Annotated in this window: 11 protein-coding genes and 1 other RNA gene; 5 read left to right on the forward strand and 7 right to left on the reverse strand. The window is 38.5% G+C overall.

What is annotated here, in order from left to right:
- Positions 1 to 74: 74 nt before the first annotated feature.
- Positions 75 to 2,639 (reverse strand): peptidoglycan glycosyltransferase/peptidoglycan DD-transpeptidase MrcA, encoded by a 2,565-nt coding sequence (gene mrcA / locus BMW37_RS01825; protein ID WP_093317241.1) that lies wholly within the window; start codon positions 2,637 to 2,639, stop codon positions 75 to 77.
- Between the two features lie 243 nt (positions 2,640 to 2,882).
- Between mrcA and smpB the strand changes: the two genes are divergently transcribed.
- From smpB to BMW37_RS01850, 5 genes are all read left to right on the forward strand, one after another.
- On the forward strand, positions 2,883 to 3,371 hold the full coding sequence (gene smpB, locus BMW37_RS01830) for an SsrA-binding protein SmpB (protein WP_093317243.1): 489 nt from the start codon (positions 2,883 to 2,885) through the stop codon (positions 3,369 to 3,371).
- Between the two features lie 498 nt (positions 3,372 to 3,869).
- A complete protein-coding gene (locus BMW37_RS01835) occupies positions 3,870 to 5,042 on the forward strand; it encodes an RNA ligase RtcB family protein (protein WP_218139442.1) in 1,173 nt (390 codons plus the stop codon).
- Position 5,043: 1 nt separating this feature from the next.
- Positions 5,044 to 5,676, forward strand: coding sequence for a peptide chain release factor H (gene prfH, locus BMW37_RS01840; protein WP_093317246.1), 633 nt, complete (start codon positions 5,044 to 5,046; stop codon positions 5,674 to 5,676).
- A gap of 77 nt (positions 5,677 to 5,753) precedes the next feature.
- Positions 5,754 to 6,116: a transfer-messenger RNA gene (gene ssrA, locus BMW37_RS01845) on the forward strand.
- A 538-nt stretch (positions 6,117 to 6,654) separates the two neighbouring features.
- The gene (locus BMW37_RS01850) at positions 6,655 to 7,626 is read left to right on the forward strand and encodes a calcium/sodium antiporter (protein WP_093317248.1); all 972 of its coding nucleotides are present in this window, start codon (positions 6,655 to 6,657) and stop codon (positions 7,624 to 7,626) included.
- Between the two features lie 237 nt (positions 7,627 to 7,863).
- On the opposite strand, the gene ompA is transcribed toward BMW37_RS01850, so the two are convergent.
- The 6 genes from ompA to rpoB all read right to left on the reverse strand — a co-directional run bounded on the left by ompA (position 7,864) and on the right by rpoB (position 22,906).
- Positions 7,864 to 8,946, reverse strand: coding sequence for a porin OmpA (gene ompA / locus BMW37_RS01855; RefSeq protein ID WP_093317252.1), 1,083 nt, complete (start codon positions 8,944 to 8,946; stop codon positions 7,864 to 7,866).
- A gap of 204 nt (positions 8,947 to 9,150) precedes the next feature.
- Positions 9,151 to 13,074 (reverse strand): phosphoribosylformylglycinamidine synthase, encoded by a 3,924-nt coding sequence (gene purL / locus BMW37_RS01860; protein ID WP_143047587.1) that lies wholly within the window; start codon positions 13,072 to 13,074, stop codon positions 9,151 to 9,153.
- Positions 13,075 to 13,162: 88 nt separating this feature from the next.
- Entirely contained in the window at positions 13,163 to 13,879 is a 717-nt protein-coding gene (gene rph / locus BMW37_RS01865; RefSeq protein WP_093317257.1) for a ribonuclease PH, read from the reverse strand.
- A 204-nt stretch (positions 13,880 to 14,083) separates the two neighbouring features.
- A complete protein-coding gene (locus BMW37_RS01870) occupies positions 14,084 to 14,416 on the reverse strand; it encodes a MaoP family protein (RefSeq protein ID WP_093317260.1) in 333 nt (110 codons plus the stop codon).
- Positions 14,417 to 14,493: 77 nt separating this feature from the next.
- Positions 14,494 to 18,723: a DNA-directed RNA polymerase subunit beta' gene (rpoC, locus tag BMW37_RS01875; RefSeq protein ID WP_093317263.1), complete on the reverse strand. Its 4,230-nt coding sequence runs from the start codon at positions 18,721 to 18,723 to the stop codon at positions 14,494 to 14,496.
- Positions 18,724 to 18,877: 154 nt separating this feature from the next.
- Positions 18,878 to 22,906, reverse strand: a complete 4,029-nt coding sequence (rpoB, locus tag BMW37_RS01880; protein WP_093317266.1) for a DNA-directed RNA polymerase subunit beta — start codon at positions 22,904 to 22,906, stop codon at positions 18,878 to 18,880.
- Positions 22,907 to 22,960: the final 54 nt, after the last annotated feature.

Genomic DNA, 22,960 nt, shown 5'->3' on the forward strand with positions numbered 1-22,960 from the left:
CAACCTATAAGGCTAATAGATGATGAGGTTTGAATATATTTCAGTGCTCCATTCATCTATATATGCCTGGTAAATCAAAATAATTCTTCAGTCTGACCACTTTCTTCATTAATGATTTCAGTGCCCACTTCTTCAACATAGTAGGTTTTAGGTTCGGTTCCTTTTATGAAATATTCACTTCTAGATGAGCCACCGTTACTTAACTGGCCAGTGTATTTATCAATTTTTACACTGATAATGCCAGGAGGTGGTGAGATTTTTTGTTCTTCAATCCCCTCTAATGCAACTTTCATATAGTTATTCCAAGCAGGTTGAGCAGTTTTCGCGCCAGCTTCCCCGCCAGATATTTGACTTGGATCGCCAGGCCAGGCAGTACCGCGACCAAGTGCTCTTCTATTATCATCAAATCCAACCCAAACAGAGGTGACGACATTTGCACCATACCCTGAGAACCAAGCATCTTTGGAGCTATTAGTTGTTCCAGTTTTACCACCGATATCTTTTCTTGGCGCAAGCACTTTACCTGCTCGCCAACCCGTACCATTCCAACCTGGTTCCCCAAAGACATTACTATTAAGTACATCTCGCATTAAAAATGCAAGTTGACCACTGATGACCCTTGGTGCGTAACCACCAGATTGATTTTCACTACTGATAAATTCAATTTCTTCTTCCGTTAAAGGTCTGCCTTGGCTATCTGTTCTAGTTGATTCAGAGGCATTTTCGACATTGTCTAAAGACAATGCAGCAAGTTGCTCAGATTGACCGTAAATAACAGGAATGTTACAGTTCATACAAGCAACTTTAGGCTTCGCTTCAAATACAATATCCCCGTCATAATCAAGTACGCGGGTAATAAAATATGGCTCTATTAAAAAACCACCATTAGCAAACACGGCGTAGCCTCGAGCAACTTGCATTGGAGTAAATGATGGGCTACCAAGTGACATGGCTTCAGTCCTATCGATATTAGCTGCAGGGAAGCCAAATCTCTCTAGGAAATCTGCCGCTGCATCGACTCCGATTGCGCGAACCGCTCTGACCATGACTACATTTTTAGATTGACCTAATGCCTGTCTTAAGCGGATAGGACCATCATAAGTCGCAGGCGAGTTCTTTGGTGACCAGCTTTTTGCAGAGCCGCTATTCCAGCTTGTAATAGGCGCATCATTAAAAACGGTTGAAAGGGTCAATCCTTTATCCATGACTGCAGCATAGAAAAAAGGTTTAATATTAGAACCAATTTGCCTTAGAGCTTGGGTTGCCCTGTTGAATTTACTCTGATTAAAATCAAAACCACCTACTAGCGCCTGTATTTCTCCTGTATTACTATCTAAAGATACAAGTGCTGAGTTAACTGCAGGCTCTTGAGTTAACCAAAGCTCGTGATTGTAATATCTCACCCATATTTGTTCGCCAACATGAATGACATCTCCAATTTTACGAGGAGCAGGGCTTTGTGAGTTATCATTAATGAATTTTCGAGCCCATTTTACGCCTTTAAACTTGAGTGTTTGTGTTGTGCCGTCACTTAACAATAATGTCGCTTGATTTTCTTTGTTGCTGACTTCTAAGACTGCTGCAGGAATAAAATCAGCTAATCTGACAGTCGTTTTGAGTGCTTTTATTACCTCATTTTGATCAAAACTAGTAGAGTTTGCATCCCACAGGGTTGCAACCGGCCCACGATAACCATGGCGCATATCATAAGACAAGACATTATCTCTAAGTGATTGTTCAGCTGCAAGTTGCAAGCGTTTTGTGATTGTTGTATAAACTTTAAATCCACCTGTATAAGCTTCTTCGCCATAACGACGATACATCTCTTGGCGAGCAGCTTCTGTTATATAAGGCGAAGAAAATGCAATATCTGCTTGATGATATTTTGCGACGATTGGCTCTGCCCTTGCTTGTTGAAATTCAGTTTCAGTAATAAACCCTTCTTCAAGCATTCTACGTAAAACAATATTGCGTCTATCTGTAGCACGCTCAATTGAATTAATAGGGTTATAATCTGATGGTGCTTTAGGTAGACCAGCAAGCATTGCCATTTCACTTAATGTTAACTGGTCGAGTGATTTACCAAAATAGGTATAGGCAGCAGCGCCAATGCCATAAGAACGTTGCCCCATAAAAATAGTATTTAAATAAAGTGCTAAAATTTCTTCTTTGCTCAGAAATTTTTCGATATCAAAAGCTAAAAACACTTCTTTTACTTTACGTTCTAATGAACGTTCATTACCTATATCCGTGATATTTCTGGCTAATTGCTGCGTGATAGTACTCGCACCTTGTGATGTATTTCCAGAGCTTGCTGCTACAAAAACAGCCCGAAGAATACCTTTGGGGTCGATTCCACTATGTTCAAAATAGCGGGTATCTTCAATTGCTAAAAATGCATCAATTAATTGCTTTGGTACTTCATTTAATTGAACTGGGATACGGCGTTTTTCACCGAACTCAGCCATTAGCTCTCCATCAGCGCTATAAACACGCATCGGTTGTTGCAATTTGACATCCCTAAGTGCTTCTACCGAAGGCAACTGAGGTCTGATATAGTTATATAAACCAGCAAAAGCAACAATTCCTAAGGCAAAGGCTAGAACAAATAAGAACATGAATATTTTTATAAAACGCACTCAAATACCCTCAAACAAAATTTGATAAATTAGATTAATGCATAGTATAGATCAAGGCACTTAAAAATATCTTCAAATTTACGATAAAAGAGAAATAAATCCTTTAAGTTTTCATGATTTTGCCGATGTTGATGCTGTAACTGAAAATTATCATCATTTTTTATTTAATTAGTCGCTAGAAAGACAATATTTGAAGGATAGTTAAGTAGTAATTTTTTAAAATTCACGTATAATTTAAGCATTATGGCAAAGAAAAAAATACAAAAACCAGGTTCAAATACCATCGCACTTAACAGAAGTGTGCGTCATGACTTTTTTATTGAAGAAGAGTTTGAGGCTGGCTTGTCTCTTTTAGGTTGGGAAGTGAAATCCTTAAGAGCGGGCAAAGCAAATATCAGTGATAGTTATGTTGTCTTTAATAAAGGTGAAGCCTTTTTATTTGGTGCAACAATACAACCGCTTTTAGCTGCCTCAACGCATACAGTATGCGATCCCTTAAGAACAAGGAAACTACTATTAAACCAAAAGGAAATTGAGAAAATTTTTGGTAAAATTAGTCGAGATGGTTATACGGCTGTCGCAATCTCGTTATATTGGAAAAATGCTTGGGCTAAAGTCAAAATAGGTATTGCCAAAGGGAAAAAATCCCATGACAAGCGTGAAGATGTTAAAGATCGCGAATGGAAAATTGATAAAGAACGTATCATGAAAAATGCAGGGCGTAATGGCTAATATTAATTTAAATATTAGCCTTGCAAAGCATTGATGTGTGTTTTTCTATTAAAAATAAATCATTTTAAACTAAATATTAAACGGAGGATGTTATGAGTCAAACAACATGTATTAGTCATAAAGTTAATAGAGTAGGGCAAGATAGCTAAGTTATAACGTGTATTTTCTTTACAGCAGCTTTTCATCCTAATTTGTTCCCTCACTTTTTTAAACTTTCTTCAATACGCTTATTTGTATTGCCAATATTTTGGTAAAGCGATCTATTATCTAATCATATTTAAATGTTTAGCTAAATACATTGGTTTAGAACAAAATGAATTTGAACGCTATTGGAATAGACAATTAATAAGTATCGTAGAAGAAAACCATTTTTAAAATTCTATTAACTTTCACCTTAAATAAGTCCTAAGTAGGTTGCTTAAGACTAAATTAGTTTTAATTTAAGCGTTGCTTTAAAAATAAGAAGTTTTTAAGTTAACGATTGAAAGGAATGAAATTTTGAATACATATTTAAGTGGTGCTGTACGTGCCATTCAATCAAATGTTGCAATTATTGCGAATCAATCCACCTGGATAGATGAGACTTCAGTTGATCAATTAGTTCAGTGTGCAAGTTTACCGAATATGCAAAAAGTAATAGGCATGCCTGATTTGCATCCAGGTAGAACGTATCCAATAGGAGCTGCATTTTTAACGCATGATTATGTTTATCCAGCTTTGATAGGTAATGATATTGGGTGTGGAATGGGTATTTGGCAGACAGACATACTCACCCACAAATTTAAACTCTCTAAAGCATTAAATCACTTATCTAATTTGGAATCGGCACTCTCTGAAACAGATATATTAGAGTACTGTACAACAGATGATATCTCTAATCAGTTATTTCAATTGCTTAAAAGCCAAAATATTACTTATTATGGACTAGGTACAATTGGTCGTGGTAATCATTTTGTTGAAATCCAAAAGATTGAGACAGTTTATCGTGAAGATTTAATGAATCATTATGGACTTTCAAAACAGAACATCCAGTTATTAGTCCATAGCGGTTCTCGGGGGGTAGGTGATGCAATTTTAAATACTCATTTAGCGAAATATGGATATAACGGTATGCCATGTGAGAGTGAGGATGCATTATCTTATTTAAAACAGCATGATAATGCCTTAATATTTGCAACTCTTAATCGTCGGTTGATAGCAAATAGATTTGCATCACGTCTTAGGGCTCACATTTCACCAATTTTGGATTTATGCCATAATTTTGTTGAATACAATCAATCAAATCAAGGGTATATTCATAGGAAAGGAGCATCACCAAGTGATAAAGACATCGCAGTCATCCCAGGTTCAAGAGGCGATTTTAGTTATATCGTTAGAACTAATGAAAACAATCATTTATTAAACTCCATTGCACATGGTGCGGGGCGAAAATGGCGACGCAGCCATTGTAGGGCAAATTTGAGAAACTTATATCAATTTGACGAGTTGTTTAAAACAAAACTAGGTAGCCATGTTATTTGTCATGATAGGAATTTAATGTATGAAGAGGCACCGGAGGCTTATAAAGCGGTTATCCCTATTATTGACTCATTAGTCGAAGCAGGATTGATAGAGGTAATAGCAAAACTCAAACCTCTTATTACATTTAAAACCAACGGGGAGTGCTGCTAATATGTTGATTATACAATTGTCGAGTGCAAATGGGCCGTTAGAGTGCCAGCTCGCTGTAGAAAAATGTCTATCATTTTTCATAAAAGAGGCTAATAGTCATTCAGTGAATGTAGATATCCTAGAGAATAATCCAGGAACTATTGGTATTAAATCTATTTTACTTGGGCTAGAAGGGCAGAATTCGTTAGAATTCGCCAAGAAATGGGATGGAACTCATCAATGGCAATCACAAAGTAGTATAAGACCACATCATAGACGTAAAAATTGGTTATTTGGTGGTAGAGTTTTTAGTCAAATAGCTGAAGCTAATGAAATTGCATCAATTGAACCAAAGTTTTTGTCAATCACAACTTGCCGTGCATCTGGAGCAGGAGGGCAACATGTAAATAAAACTGATTCAGCGGTTCAGATAACGCATTTGCCTACAGGAATCAGAGTCAGAGTGCAGAGTTATAGAAGTCAGCATCAAAATAAGCAATGTGCGCTAGCGTTGTTGAGTGCTAAATTAAAGCTTAATGCTCAAGCAGACAATCAGGCAGGAGTATTTCAGCAGAGGATGCATCATCATCAAATACGTCCTAATGCGCCTATCCGTTATTTTATCGGAAATTCGTTTCAAGAGGTTTTCCCTTAAATTAGGCATGAAAATGTATAATTAAGTAATCGTTATTTGCATTAATCTAATAATGGTGTAGTATATGTCAATACTTTGGGGCAGATTTTGGATTCGACAGGATTCGCGAAACCCAAGGTGCATGCCGAGGGGCGGTTGGCCTCGTAAAAAGCCGCAAAAAAATAGTCGCAAACGACGAAAACTACGCTTTAGCAGCTTAATAACCTGCGTAAAGCCTTCTCTCCCTAGCCTCCGCTCTTAGGACGGGGATAAAGAGGAGTCATCCTAAAAGAGATCGCGTGGATGCTTTGCTTGGAGCTGAAACGTTAAACTTAATCAAGCTAGTCTGTTAATGGCGTGTCTATCCGCAGTTAGCAGGCGAATTTAAAGATTAGACTAAGCATGTAGTACCGACGGTGTAGGAGTTCTGGACGGGGGTTCAAATCCCCCCTGCTCCACCAATACATTAAAAGTTAAATATAAAAAACCCTTTTAGCATAAAGCTTTGAGGGTTTTTTTATGTCTGCTTTAATACATTAGCTATCATTATATATTCTTAAATCTGCAATATATCGAGTAATACAGCAGTAAATTATTATATAATGCTTATTAACTTGTAATTTTGGGGGATATTATACTAGAGCGTTTTGTGAATTAGGTGATGCTAGTATACTCCTAATCTAATGATTTCGTTCAAACTGCTTCTTTAAACTTTTTAGTAAATTTACTCATATATATATTCTTATTTCGATGAGCTATGATTAGATAATTCGTGCGATTTAGAGGCGACATTGCTATGAATCTAAATTGTTTTAGTAATAGGTATATTAAGCAATTGAAAAAATAGTTTCAAAAAAACTGTAGTCTATTTTACAGTCTTTCCCATCTTTTAGTTACAGAAATATTATCTTTGTATTGCGTTTAAAATCTGATAAGTGACTTTGATAACAATTTGGTTTATATTGTTAATCACTTGGTTATGTAAAGGAAAACTCATTTATGTTATTGGACATCATGTCAGTTCTTGTTGGTTTGATTTTGCTTATATTGAGTGCAGATAAATTTGTGGAAGGTAGTTCTGCTGTTGCTAAAATTTTGGGGGTATCTCCTTTAATCATTGGGATGGTCATTGTTGGTTTCGGCACTTCTATGCCAGAAATGGTTGTCTCTACGTTTGCAGCTATCGATCAAAGTTCAGGTATTGCACTTGGTAATGCTTATGGCTCGAATATATTAAATTTAGGTCTTATTCTTGCCTTAACACTTTTAATTAGACCAATTAAAGTTACTCAGTCGATTGTACGAACCGAGCTACCTTTACTTTTAACTGCTACCACCGTTACCTTAATATTACTTTATGATTTGAAACTGCGCCGTACTGATGCTCTTATCATGTTATTCGTTTTCATTTTAATTTTTGGGGTAATGATTTATTTAAGCCTACAGGAAAGAACTCAAGTTAATCTTCTTAAAGATTCTTGTTTAACAACTGAAACTAATAGCCAATTCTCTTTAAAGCTAGCATTTTTTTATTTAATTGCAGGCTTAGTGCTTTTAATATTAAGTTCTAAGCTATTAGTGTGGGGTGCAGTTGGAATTGCAACATATTTTGAGATAAATGATGTCATAATTGGATTAACTATTGTTGCAATTGGGACATCACTTCCTGAGTTAGCTACATCTATTACAGCCGCTAGAAAAGGGGAGAATGAGTTGGTACTTGGTAATATCATTGGCTCAAATCTCATGAATACCTTATTAGTTGTCGGAATTGCAGGGCTTATCCATCCATTTAGTTTTGCAAAAGAAATCTTCAGTCGAGATATCTTTGTGATGACAATACTCACCGTTTTGCTTGTTATATTTAGTTATTTTGCTATGAAAAAGGATGGTGTGCTTTCTAAGTTGCTAGGATCGATTTTGCTTTGTTTATATCTTGGTTATACGTTTTGGCTGATTTTATCGATATGAAACAAAGTAAAATTATGAGTTTATAAAGGTATGTGTATTCAACTTATTTTGCAGGAAGTTGTGGTGGCGCTCAAATATCTATTATTAAGCAATATATAGAATAAAAAAAGAATACCACAAGAATAACGGCTATGTCGTTATGCCTAAAGAATGAGGTTTTTAGATAAGATGAATAAAAAAGCCACCTTTCGGTGGCTTCTAAATAGTTAATCATAGTAATTAACTAAACGATCTTCATTACTCAGCAGTAACTGTAGCAAGACCAGATACTTGGATTTCTACACGGCGGTCAGGAGCTAAACACTCAATTAAAGCAGCACGCGGTGATACGTTATCACATTGTGTGCCAGTAACAGGGTTGTTAGCACCCATGCCACGAGCTTCGATTAAGTTAGCAGGTACACCGATTTGTGTTAAGTAATTAACAACTGTTTGCGCACGACGCTCAGATAATGCTTGGTTAGCTTGAGCTGAACCAATACGATCTGTGAAGCCGATAACAACTGCTTTACCTTCGTCTGGATCAATACGTTTTAATTCATTGAATAGTTGATCTAATGCAGTGCGACCTTCAGCTTTGAGCTCAGCTTTACCGAATGCAAATAAAACATCTGAACGTAAGTTAAATGTTTTAGTTTCTAATTTAGGCGCAGCAGGAGCAGCTACTGGAGCAGGTGCCACTTGACCTTGACCAAAACGGTAAGATAGACCAACACTTAATAAACCATTGTCTGGTTTAAGATACGTATCGCTGCGTTTACCCATGTTTGGAACATATTGGTAATCTAAGCGTGTTGCGATTGATGGCGTAATTGCATACTCAACACCGCCTGCGAATACTGGTGAAACACCATTTGATGTATTTCTACCTAGTGAATCTTTATAAAATCCATTTGCTTCATAAACTTTTGCAGAGGCTCTCCAGCCGTATACACCTAAACGAGTATAAAGGTCTAAGTCATTGACAACTTCATAAGAGAATTTACCTGTTGCATAAAGACCTTGAGCAGTATATTTACCATCTACTAATGTATTTCCACTAGCACCATTTACCGATACTTTTGATCTGCCTAGCCAGTCATAACCAACTTCTAGACCAATATTTGGGGTAAATTGATATCCTGCAAAACCACCTGCAGCAAAACGGTTACGGCTAAAGTCATAACGATCACCTTGCTGTAAATTTTCTAAATCACTATCAAAATAATGTGACCAACCTGCTTTAGCACCTACATATGGTGTATTTACATCTGGCGCTGCGAATGAAGCTGCAGAAACGCCTGCTAAAAGAATACCTACTGTTAAATGAGATAATTTCATTTTTACTTCCTCTGTTTAAATTTATATATTATTTTAAAACCCTTAATCTGCCTTAAACGAATATATTATAGTTTGCTCTATACAAAGATTAAAGCAGTTTTTAATTACTTTTCAATGCAAGTTTAATAAAGCCTTTGGTTTTTAATTAATTTTAATTAAGTTCAATTAGTTGCGTAAGTTTTGCTTGTAAAATTATTTACAAAATCATACAAAATATTTTCTTGCATTATAAAAAATACGCATCCATGGGCTATCTTCTGACCAATCATTCGGATGCCAACTATTGGTGACTGCTCTAAAGACTCTCTCAGGATGCGGCATCATAACTGTTGCACGCCCATCTTCACTTGTTACCGCAGTAATGCCTATTTCAGAACCATTCGGATTAGCTGGATAACGTTCAGTTATCTCACCAAAGTTGTCAACAAATTGCATCACAATTTGTTTATTGGCTTGCAATGTACTTAGCGAATTTGGATTACGCCATTCTATTTGCCCTTCTCCATGAGATACCGCAATTGGCATCATTGAGCTATTCATATCCTTAAAGAGTACAGAGCTTGTTTCTGCAATTTTAACTAAGCTGAATCGAGCTTCAAATCGCTCTGAGCGGTTACGAATAAATCTAGGCCAGTTATGCGCACCTGGAATAATTTCAAATAGATTGGACATCATTTGGCAGCCATTACATACCCCTAGTGATAGAGTATTGGGATTGGCAAAAAATTGACTAAAACTTTCTCTTAATCCTGCGTTAAATAGAATCGTTTTTGCCCAGCCTTCGCCTGCACCTAATACGTCACCATAAGAGAATCCACCACAAGCGACTAAGGCATTAAAATCAGATAGAGTTTGGCGTTTTGCTAGCAGATCGCTCATATGAACATCAGTTGCTTCAAATCCAGCGCGAGTAAAGGCCGCAGCCATCTCTACATGCGAGTTAACACCTTGTTCTCTTAGTATCGCAACTTTAGGCTTTACTCCTAAATTGATCATCGTTTGGGCTGGGTTTTCATTTAAATCAAAGCTCAATTTGACATTTAAACCCGGATCGTTTGCTTTTCCTTTTGCATCATGCTCGCTATCAGCACACTCAGGATTGTCACGAAGTTTCTGCATTTGCCAAGTGGTCTCAGCCCACCAGAGACGTAATTGTGTGCGTGTTGATTGATAAATTACTGACTTATTATGATTTAGGATGATTTCATCTTTTGGTGTAATCGAACCAATTTCATGTAGGCAATCATCTAAGCTAAGATTTTTGGCAAGCGCCTTGACTTGAGCTATATTAGAGTTGCTTATTTGAATAACTGCACCTAATTCTTCTGAAAAGAGTGCGCGGATTGGGTCGGTATCTAACGTATCTAGATTAATATTAAGACCAGTATGTCCTGCAAAAGCCATCTCTACAAGCGTTACGAATAACCCACCATCACTTCTATCATGATAAGCAAGTAATGTCTCATCTGCGACTAATTGCTGAATGAAGTCATAAAAGGCTTTGAGTTTTTCGGCACTATTTACGTCAGCGGGCTTATCTCCAAGTTCGTTATATACTTGGCTTAGTGCGCTTGCACCTAATCTATTTTTACCTTCACCCAGATCAATCAGTAGCAGCGTGCTATCTGTATGAGTTTGTAGTTGAGGTGTGATAGTTTTTCGTACATCTTCAACCCTAGCAAAAGCGCTTATCACTAATGATAAAGGAGAGGTAACCGTTTTCGTTTCTCCTGCTTGCGTTGTCCAGCGTGTTTGCATAGACATAGAGTCCTTTCCAACTGGTATCGTCAGCCCTAGTGCTGGGCAGAGCTCTTCACCCACTGCGTGCACTGCAGCATAAAGCGCCGCATCTTCTGAGGCTTGTCCAGTTGAGGCCATCCAGTTCGCTGATAATTTAATGCGCTTAATGTCTCCAATGTGAGTCGCCGCGATATTCGTGATGGCTTCACCTACTGCCATTTTAGCTGAGGCTGCTGCATCTAATAGTGCGATTGGCGCACGCTCTCCCATAGACATTGCCTCACCATGGAAAGTCTCAAAACCAGTCGTTGTGACTGCGCAGTTAGCAACCGGAATTTGCCAAGGGCCAACCATTTGATCGCGGGCAACCATACCTGTGACTGTGCGATCGCCTATCGTAATTAAAAATGTTTTTTCAGCAACTGCGGGCAAATGCAAAATGCGTTTGATAGCTTCGTTTAATTGAATTTTGCTTGTATCGATTGCAGGGCTCACTCTGACTTGAGTGGTGCCTTGTCGAAGCATTTTAGGTGTTTTACCAAGTAATGCGGATAGCGGCATATCAATTGGATTAGGCTGACTCTCTGTTTCTGGGAATTGTTCATCTGTTAATTGTAAATGCAACGCTTCAGTTGCCTTACCAATTACGGCGAACGGCGCCCTTTCACGAAGACAAATGGCTTCAAATAATGGGAGATTCTCATCAGATACAGCAAGCACGTAACGTTCTTGAGATTCATTGCACCAAATCTCAAGTGGGCTCATACCTGTTTCATCAACTAAAATTTTACGAAGCTCAAATTGACCGCCACGCTCTGCATCACTCACAAGTTCAGGCATTGCATTTGATAAACCACCTGCGCCAACATCATGGATAAATTGAATGGGATTGTTATCGGTAAGCTGCCAGCAAGCGTCTATTACTTCTTGGCAGCGTCTTTCCATTTCAGCGTTATCACGTTGAACGGAAGCAAAATCCAACTCAGCTGCTGATTGACCAGAGGCAACAGATGATGCGGCGCCGCCGCCAAGACCAATATTCATCGCAGGGCCACCTAGAACAATTAGATTAGCACCAACTGTGATCTCACCTTTTTGTACATGTTCTCTTAGGATATTGCCAATCCCGCCTGCTAGCATAATAGGTTTGTGATACCCTCTTAATTCTTCACCTGCAGAAGTTTTGATCTTATCTTCATAAGTTCTAAAATAACCATTAAGAGCAGGGCGACCAAATTCGTTATTAAAGGCCGCTGCACCGAGCGGACCTGATTGCATAATATCTAAAGCTGAACAAATTCTATCGGGTTTACCTAGATCCGTTTCCCAAGGTTGCTCAAAACCAGGAATTCTTAAATTGGAAACAGAAAAGCCGACTAACCCTGCTTTAGGTTTAGCGCCTCTACCAGTTGCACCTTCATCACGAATTTCTCCGCCTGCTCCTGTAGCAGCACCAGGCCAAGGGGAGATAGCTGTTGGGTGATTGTGTGTCTCTACCTTCATTAAAATGTCAGTTTGTTGCAGCTGGTATTGATAAACTTTAGAGTGAGGATCAGGATAAAAACGTTTAATTGTAGAGCCTTCCATTACGGCTGCATTATCTTTATAAGCAGACAGAACAAAATCTGGTACTGTTTTGAATGTATTTTTAATCATGCCAAAAAGTGATTTTTCTTGGGCTTTCTCATCAATGATCCAGTCAGCATTGAATATTTTATGCCGGCAATGCTCTGAGTTTGCTTGTGCAAACATATATAATTCAATATCAGTTGGATTACGTTTTAGCGTAAGACGAAATGTCTCTTCTAGATAATCAATTTCATCTTCAGTCAGCGCAAGTCCTAAACTTTTATTAGCCTCTTCTAGCGCAAGGCGACCTTTTGAAAGCAAGTCAATCACAACAAGCGGTTTGGGTTCTGAATCTTTAACAAGTTGCGCTGCCTGCTCGATATCGTGAATCACGGACTCAGTCATTCTATCGTGTAGCAAGTGCATTAATTGCGTTTGAGTTGTTTCAGTGAGAGATTGAGTTAATTCAATGTCATAGCGAATCGCGCGTTCTAATCGCTTTATTTGCTTTAATCCAGCATTATGTGCAATATCCGTTGCCTTTGATGCCCAAGGTGAAATCGTACCAATACGGGGGATAACAAATAAAGACAAAGTCGTGTTAAGTTGACATAAATCTTCCGATTTAGGGCCATAGGTTAACAGTGCTTCTAAAACACGCCATTCATCATCTGTGAGTGATTGATTCGCTTCAGTAAAAGCTAAGTGAACAAAATGAGTGTGAATACCAGCCACTGGTAAGTTGATAGCTTGACAAGCGTGGCGTAATTGTTCAACTTTAGCGTTTGAAAGTGCCTGAGCACCTTGTAAAATTTGCATCATGATATTGTCTCTGTCACTGGTTTGGATTAATTTTTGAGGGTGAAAATTTAAAAAAAACGCTGAACATCTGTTCAGCGTTAGAATACTACTGGCTTAAAGCACTATCCTGTGCTTTGAATAAGGCATCCAATCCAATTTTCCCTAAAGCCAACAAGGTATTAAGTTCTTCAAACGTGAAGGGGGTGCCTTCTGCTGTGCCTTGAATTTCAATCAAATGACCTTCTTGTGTCATGACGATGTTCATATCTGTATCTGCATTTGAATCTTCGGTATATTCAAGATCACAAATCGCAGTGCCATTTAAGATACCAACAGAGATAGCAGCAACTCTTGATTTAATCGGCAAAGATTTTAATTTTTTCTTTTCAACTAACTTGCTGAGTGCATCAGTAAGTGCAACAGCTGCGCCAGTAATTGATGCAGTTCGAGTACCACCATCTGCTTGTAACACGTCACAATCCACAGTAATGGTGTTTTCCCCTAAGGCCTCTAAATTTACCATAGCACGTAATGAACGGGCAATGAGGCGTTGGATTTCTAATGTCCTACCACTTTGCTTTCCTTTAGCGGCTTCTCTTTGGTTTCTAGTATGAGTAGATCTAGGCAGCATGCCATATTCTGCTGTAATCCAGCCTTTACCTTGACCTTTTAAGAAACGTGGTACACCTTCTTCGATTGTCGCTGTGCAAAGCACTTTAGTTTCCCCAAATTCAATTAAAACTGAACCTTCGGCATGCTTAGTATAATGACGGGTAATTTTAACAGGACGAATCTCATCATTCGCACGATTATTTGGGCGCATTAAAACTCCTAGCTTAATTATTTAAAGAGGTTGAATGATCATTCAACTAATGGATGTTAAGTTTATGCATTTCAAAATGATTTACAAGCATTAATTCGCCTTAATTCTTATCTTGTAAAAAACAGCGGGGATTTGACAGTATTAAGTAGTTGCTTGAAGAAAAAAACCGAGCTAAGCTCGGCTTTATCATACAGAATGGATTAATTATTCATCAATGAATTCATCAGCACCTTCAACTTGTGGTTTGCCGCCTGATAATGTGTGAAACCGTTTTGGTTGACGTGTTTTTTGAACATACTTCATCCAAACTTTTTCAATATCCGTTTTAGGATCTGCATTACCTTGGCTTACAGCTACAAATTGTTTTTCTTCTTCAGTTATAGGTGCACGGCTACCCGATTCTAATTCTAATAAGGCATTACCATGCTTTTCTAATAACTGCGCTTCCTTGATTGTATAATCTCCGTGTCTTGCTAAACCACGAGGATAGTTTTTATTATCAGTGAAACGACGAGGTGAAATAAAACTTTCCGCCATCTCTATCTACTCCTAAAGTTTAATCAATTGTTAAAAGAGGCAAGAGGGGACGTCCTCTTACCTAAAAAGATTAAATATTACTCATCACTATCAAACGACATGCCAGTTAAAAGTTCAGCAAGATTTGCTGACGCTTCTTCTTGTGTGATTTGATGCGTAGGTTCCTCAGTTGCAAAGAATTGCTCACTGCGACGTTTAGCTCTATCTTGGTGGTATGAATAACCTGTACCAGCAGGAATTAAGCGGCCAACAATAACGTTTTCTTTAAGACCACGAAGTTCATCACGTTTGCCTGAAACAGATGCTTCAGTTAACACGCGTGTTGTTTCTTGGAATGAAGCTGCTGAAATAAAGGATTCAGTTGCAAGTGATGCTTTTGTAATCCCTAATAGATCACGTTCGAATGTTGCTGGAATTTTACCTTCAGATTCCAGTTTTCTATTCGTGACTTTGATACGTGAATATTCAACTTGTTCACCTTCTAAGAAATCACTGCTACCAGCATCTTTGATAGTCGCTTTTCTCAGCATTTGACGAACGATAACTTCAATATGTTTATCATTGATTTTAACGCCTTGTAAGCGATAAACTTCTTGCACTTCATTTGTGATATAACGAGTCACTTCACTCACACCACGTAAACGTAAGATGTCATGTGGCGCTGCAGGGCCATCAGCAACGATATCACCACGCTCTACAACCTCACCTTCAAATACATCTAGCTGACGCCATTTGTGAATCATTTCTTCATAGGCTTCACTACCATCAAGTGGTGTGATAACTAAACGGCGTTTACCTTTTGTTTCTTTACCAAAGGAGACCACACCATTAATTTCAGCCAGGATTGCAGGCTCTTTTGGACGACGAGCTTCAAAGAGATCCGCAACACGAGGGAGACCCCCTGTGATATCACGAGTACCGACAGATTCTAGTGGAACACGGGCAATGATTTCACCAATACCGACTTTGATATTATCTTCAAGCTGAACAATTGCTTTACCAGGCAAAATATAAATTGCAGGCATGTTAGTATCAGATAACATGATGTCATTACCATCCGCATCAACAATTTTGATGCTTGGACGGAGATCTTTTGCTGAACTTTGACGCTCTGCACTATCTAAAATAACCAGTGAAGATAATCCTGTTACTTCGTCTGTTTGACGTGTAACAGTCTGGCCATCATTCATATCAGTAAAGCGAATAAATCCATCTACTTCAGCAATGATTGGGTTTGTATGTGGATCCCAGTTAGCTACGACTTCACCAGCAGCAACTTCTGCACCATCCCCTTTTTCCATTAATGAACCATATGGTAATTTATAGTTCTCTTTTGTTCTACCGAATTCATCAATCAGACGAAGTTGGGCATTACGAGAGGTGATTACAAAACGACCATCTGCTCTTTGTACTGATTTTGCTTCAATTAAACGTAAGTTACCACGGTTTTTAACCTGGATAGTCGATTCTGCTGCCGCACGAGAAGCCGCACCACCGATATGGAATGTACGCATCGTCAGCTGTGTACCTGGTTCACCGATAGATTGCGCAGCGATAACCCCAACGGCCTCACCATTATTGATTAAGTGTCCACGAGCCAGATCACGGCCATAGCAGTGTGCACACACACCAAAGTCAGTTTCACACATTACGACTGAACGAACTTTAACTAAGTCAACAGAATTTTCTTCTAATACATCACACCATGCTTCATCAAGTAAAGTATTACGCGGGACTAAAATTTCAGATGTACCTGGTTTTAGAACTATATCAGCTGTGACACGACCTAATACGCGATCACGAAGTGGTTCTTTAACATCACCACCGTCGATTACCGGTTCCATTTCAATGCCGCCTAATGTGCCGCAGTCATCTTCAGTAACAACTAGATCTTGTGCTACGTCAACAAGACGACGGGTTAGGTAACCTGAGTTAGCAGTTTTTAACGCAGTATCCGCAAGACCTTTACGAGCACCATGTGTCGAGATAAAGTACTGAAGAACGTTTAGTCCTTCACGGAAATTCGCTGTGATAGGTGTTTCAATGATTGAACCATCTGGTTTAGCCATTAGACCACGCATTCCTGCTAACTGACGAATCTGCGCTGCAGAACCCCTTGCACCTGAGTCGGCCATCATGTAGATATTATTAAAAGAGACTTGCTCTTCTTCATTACCTTCACGATTTAGCACAGTTTCAGTAGAGAGGTTTTCCATCATCGCCTTAGCAACGCGTTCATTCGCAGCAGCCCAAATATCGATAACTTTATTATAACGCTCACCAGCTGTTACAAGACCAGATTGGAATTGCTCTTGAATCTCAGCAACTTCATTTTCAGCTTCATTAATGATACCGACTTTCTTCTCTGGGATAACCATGTCATCAATACCAACTGAAACACCAGATACAGTAGCATAGCTAAAGCCGGTATACATGATTTGGTCAGCAAAAATAACTGTTTCTTTTAAACCAAGAATACGGTAGCAAGCATTCAACATTTTTGAAATCGCTTTTTTCCCTAAAGTTTGGTTTACTAAAGAGTAAGGTAAGCCATTAGGTACGATTTGCCATAAAATAGCACGACCAATGGTTGTTTCTACAATGCTATTGCTTGGAATATCTTGACCATCTTCAGTTTTAGTGTACTCAGTCACTCTAATCTTGACACGTGCATGCAACTCAGCAATACCTTGGCGATAAAGTTTTTCAGCTTCTTTGACGCTGCCTAATACCATTCCTTCGCCTTTTGCATTGACTTTATCACGAGTCATATAATAAATACCTAATACAACGTCCTGTGATGGAACGATGATAGGCTCACCATTAGCAGGTGATAAGATATTATTAGTTGACATCATCAAAGCACGAGCTTCAAGTTGCGCTTCTAACGTTAACGGAACATGCACAGCCATTTGGTCACCATCGAAGTCAGCATTATATGCCGCACAAACTAATGGATGTAACTGAATTGCTTTACCTTCGATTAAGATAGGCTCAAATGCTTGAATCCCTAAACGGTGAAGGGTAGGGGCACGATTCAGTAGGACTGGATGTTCACGGATTACTTCATCTAGGATATCCCATACAACGGCCTCTTCACGCTCAACCATTTTTTTAGCAGCTTTAATCGTCGTTGCTAAACCACGTAATTCTAATTTGCCATAAATAAATGGTTTGAATAGCTCAAGAGCCATTTTTTTCGGTAGACCACATTGGTGTAGACGTAAGTAAGGACCTACTGTAATAACAGAACGACCAGAATAGTCAACACGTTTACCTAGTAGATTTTGACGGAAACGACCTTGTTTACCCTTAATCATATCAGCAAGTGATTTGAGTGGGCGTTTGTTCGAACCTGTAATTGCACGGCCACGGCGTCCGTTATCTAATAGGGCATCAACCGATTCTTGTAGCATACGTTTTTCATTACGCACAATGATATCTGGCGCAGATAAATCTAGAAGACGTTTTAAACGATTATTACGGTTAATTACTCTGCGATAAAGATCATTAAGATCAGAAGTCGCAAAACGACCACCATCAAGCGGTACCAATGGACGTAAATCTGGTGGTAAAACTGGAAGTACAGTTAATACCATCCATTCAGGGCGGTTGCCTGAAGAAATAAATGCATCCACAAGTTTAATGCGCTTAGTTAATTTTTTACGCTTAGTTTCAGAATTAGTTTGTTCTAACTCTTCGTGCATCATTTCGCGCTCTTTTTCAAGGTCTAAACCTTTGAGAAGAGATTGGATTCCTTCTGCGCCCATTTTTGCATCGAATTCATCGCCAAATTCTTCAAGTGCATCTAAGTATTGTTCTTCTGTTAGGATCTGACGACGTTCAAGAGCCGTTAAACCAGGTTCAACCACAACATATGATTCAAAATAAAGTACACGTTCAATATCACGAAGTGGCATATCAAGTAATAAGCCGATGCGTGATGGCAATGATTTTAAATACCAAATATGAGCAGCAGGAGAAGCAAGTTCAATATGTCCCATGCGTTCACGACGTACTTTAGTTTGTGTAACTTCAACGCCACAGCGCTCACAAATTACACCACGGTGTTTTAAACGTTTGTATTTACCACAAAGGCATTCATAGTCTTTGACTGGTCCAAAAATACGAGCACAAAACAGGCCATCGCGTTCAGGCTTAAACGTTCTATAGTTAATAGTTTCTGGTTTTTTAACTTCACCAAATGACCATGAACGAATCGTGTCTGGAGAGGCTAAAGAGATTTTAATGGCATTAAACTCTTCACTTTTAGTTTGTGCTTTTAGAAATTTTAATAGGTCTTTCACAGTTAGCTCCTGCGTATTGAGACAATCATCCTTTTGGCCTCAAATCATATACTTTTTATGGTCAAAAGGACGTAAATAAAATTAAATGTTAATCAATTTGTGCTTATTCCCCTAAAATGATAGGGGGGTATTACATTTACTCAAGCCAAAATTATTAATCATCTTCTAGCTCAATGTTGATACCAAGCGAGCGAATCTCTTTTAATAATACATTAAACGATTCTGGAATCGCAGGTTCCATGCGATGATCGCCATCAACGATATTTTTATACATCTTAGTACGGCCGTTAACATCATCTGATTTAACAGTTAACATTTCTTGCAACGTATAAGAAGCTCCATATGCCTCAAGTGCCCATACTTCCATCTCACCAAAACGTTGACCACCGAATTGTGCTTTACCACCTAACGGTTGTTGCGTGACAAGACTATACGACCCAGTTGAACGCGCATGCATTTTGTCATCAACAAGGTGATTTAGTTTTAACATGTACATATACCCGACTGTAACAGGTCGTTCAAACTTATCTCCGCTACGACCATCGTATAATGTAATCTGGCCTGATGTTGGTATATCACCGAGTTTTAATAACTCTTTGATTTCAGTTTCTCTTGCACCATCAAATACTGGAGTTGCAATAGGCATACCATTTCTTAAGTTATGCGCAAGCGCCATCACTTCTTGGTCTGTAAAGGTAGTCAGATCAACTTTCTGATCAGTATCTTCACTTAAGTCATAAGCACGTTGAATGAATTCACGAATTTTAGCAATTTCTTCTTGTTGCTTAAGCATAGCGTTGATTTTATCACCAATCCCTTTAGCAGCCATACCTAGATGTGTTTCTAATATCTGACCGATGTTCATACGTGATGGAACACCTAGTGGATTTAACACGATATCAACAGGTTGGCCTTTTTCATCGTATGGCATATCTTCAACAGGATTAATTTTTGAGATAACCCCTTTATTACCATGACGACCAGCCATTTTATCACCAGGTTGGATTTGACGTTTAACAGCTAAATATACTTTTACTTTGATAAGCTCACCTGGTTTAAGATCTGCACCTTGGGTGATCTTACGACGTTTTTCGTCTAGGCGTTTCTCAAACTCTTGTTTTAGCTCATCAAATTGTTCTGCTAATTGCTCAAGTTGCGTTTGTTTTTGCTCATCTTTAAGACCAAGTTCTAACCATTTTTCACGTGGTAATTTATCAAGGTCAGATTCGCTTATTCCAGAATTAACGAGTAAAGAACGAACACGAATAAATAAAGATGCAGCTAAGATTTTATGCTCATCAGATAAATCTTTTTTGACTTGTCTTAATTGCATTTCTTCGATTTCATTCGCACGTTTGTTTTTAACAACACCGTCGCGAGTTAAAATTTGCACGTCTATGATAGTACCTGAAACACCATTAGGTACACGTAAAGAGGAATCTTTTACATCCGAAGCTTTTTCACCAAAGATTGCACGAAGTAATCTTTCCTCTGGTGTCAGTTGTGTTTCACCTTTAGGGGTTACTTTACCCACTAAAATATCGCCACCTTTAACTTCTGCTCCTACGAAGACAATTCCTGATTCATCTAATTTTGATAACGCAGCTTCACCTACATTAGGGATATCTGCAGTGACTTCTTCAGGCCCAAGTTTAGTATCACGAGAAATACATTCTAATTCTTGAATATGAATGGTCGTGAATCTATCTTCTTGTACTACGCGTTCAGAAACTAAAATTGAGTCTTCGAAGTTATAACCATTCCAAGGCATGAATGCAACACGCATATTTTGGCCTAGTGCTAATTCACCTAGATCAGTAGATGAGCCATCAGCTAATACGTCGTTTGCTTCAACCCGTTCACCTTGAACAACACAAGGACGTTGGTTTATGCAGGTATTTTGATTAGAACGCGTATATTTTTTCAGATTATAGATATCGATACCTGCTTCACCTGGATTAAGTTCTTCATCATTTACATGAACAACAATCCTAGAAGCATCAACAAATTGTATAATCCCACCACGTTTTGCTACAACTGTAACGCCTGAGTCGACCGCAACAGTTCGTTCCATACCTGTTCCGACTAATGGCTTGTCAGCACGTAGTGTTGGAACTGCTTGACGTTGCATGTTCGCACCCATTAGGGCACGGTTAGCATCATCGTGTTCAAGGAATGGAATTAATGACGCACCAATTGACACGACTTGTTGTGTTGAAACGTCCATGTATTGGACTTGATCTTTGCTAAATAAACTTGATTCACCTTTGCTACGACAAGTGACTAAGTCTTCAATGAAGGCATTATTTTCGTCTAAGTTTGAGTTAGCCTGGGCAATGACAAATAAACCTTCTTCTATTGCTGAGAGGTAATCTATTTCATCTGTTACTATTCCGTTTTCAACACGGCGGTAAGGCGTTTCTAGAAAACCATACTCATTTGTTTTTGCATAAACAGACAATGAGTTAATTAGACCGATATTTGGGCCTTCAGGTGTTTCGATAGGACAGACACGGCCATAATGTGTTGGGTGAACGTCTCGAACTTCAAAGCCTGCACGTTCACGTGTAAGACCTCCTGGGCCTAAGGCTGAAATACGACGTTTATGTGTAATTTCTGATAACGGATTATTTTGATCCATGAATTGAGATAATTGGCTTGAACCAAAGAACTCTTTTACTGCAGCAGAGATTGGTTTAGCATTGATTAAATCTCTTGGCATTAATGCATCAAGGTCACCTAATGATAAACGTTCTTTTACAGCACGTTCTACACGTACTAAACCTATACGGAATTGATTTTCTGCCATTTCACCGATTGAACGGATACGACGGTTACCTAAGTGATCAATATCATCTACTTCACCGTTACCATTACGAATGGCGATTAATTTACGCATAACATCAATGATATCGTCATGACTTAGAATGTGAGAGCCTTCAACTTCTTCACGATTTAATGAACGGTTGAATTTCATTCTACCTACTGCAGAGAGATCATATCTATCATCAGAGAAGAATAAATTTTCGAATAGATTTTCTGCCGCATCACGTGTAGGTGGTTCACCAGGGCGCATCATACGATAGATTTCAACTAATGCTGATAAACGATCTGTAGTAGGATCAATGCGAAGTGTCTCAGAAATAAATGGCCCATGATCAAGATCATTGGTAAATAAGGTTTCTATTTTCTTATGTCCACCTTGAGAAATTTTTGCAATTAGCTCAAGTGTTAGGTCGGTATTCGCTGGGCAAATCATTTCGCCAGTATCATTATCGATGTAATCTTTAGATACAGTTTTACCAACTAAATACTCTAGAGGTACTTCAATTGCTTTTACATTATCTTTTTCTAATTGACGGATATGGCGCGCAGTAATACGTCTGCCTTGTTCAGCATAAACAACATCTTTTGCGACAATATCAAATGCAGCCGTTTCTCCACGGAGGCGTTCTGGGATCAGATCCATCATCACTTTATTTTTTTGTAAAGAAAAAGTAACTTTATCAAAAAATAAATCAAGAATACCCTCAGTTGTATAATCAAGAGCTCTTAATAATATTGTGGCAGGTAATTTTCTGCGACGATCTATACGGACAAATACATTATCTTTTGGATCGAATTCAAAGTCTAACCATGAACCACGGTAAGGAATGATACGGGCATTAAATAGAATTTTACCAGACGAGTGCGTTTTACCTTTATCACTATCAAAAAATACGCCTGGGCTACGGTGTAATTGAGAAACAATGACACGTTCTGTACCATTAATGATAAATGTCCCATTATTTGTCATTAATGGGATTTCCCCCATATAGACTTCTTCTTCTTTGATGTCTTTAATCGTGCCTTCAGCTGCTTCTCTATCATAAACGACTAAGCGTAATTTGACACGTAACGGAGCTGCGTAGTATTCACCACGGATTAAACATTCACTTTCTTCAAACTCTGGCTGACCTAGACGGTAACTGACATATTGCAATTCTGAATTTCCACTATAACTTTTGATTGGAAAAACAGAGCGAAATGCTGCTTCTAAGCCATGTTGACCAGAGGTATCTAATTCAATAAATTTTTGAAACGAATCAAGCTGTATTGAAAGTAAGTATGGTACGTCAAGAATACGAGCACGTTTACCAAAATTTTTACGAATTCGTTTTTTTTCGGTGTAGGAATAGGACATGTGATTCCTCAACTGGTAAAGAGAGATTAAAATTAAGAACTTTTAGGCTAGGCT

Origin of the sequence: Thorsellia anophelis DSM 18579, assembly GCF_900111395.1 — a bacterium.
In the GTDB taxonomy this organism is placed as follows: Bacteria; Pseudomonadota; Gammaproteobacteria; order Enterobacterales; family Thorselliaceae; genus Thorsellia; species Thorsellia anophelis.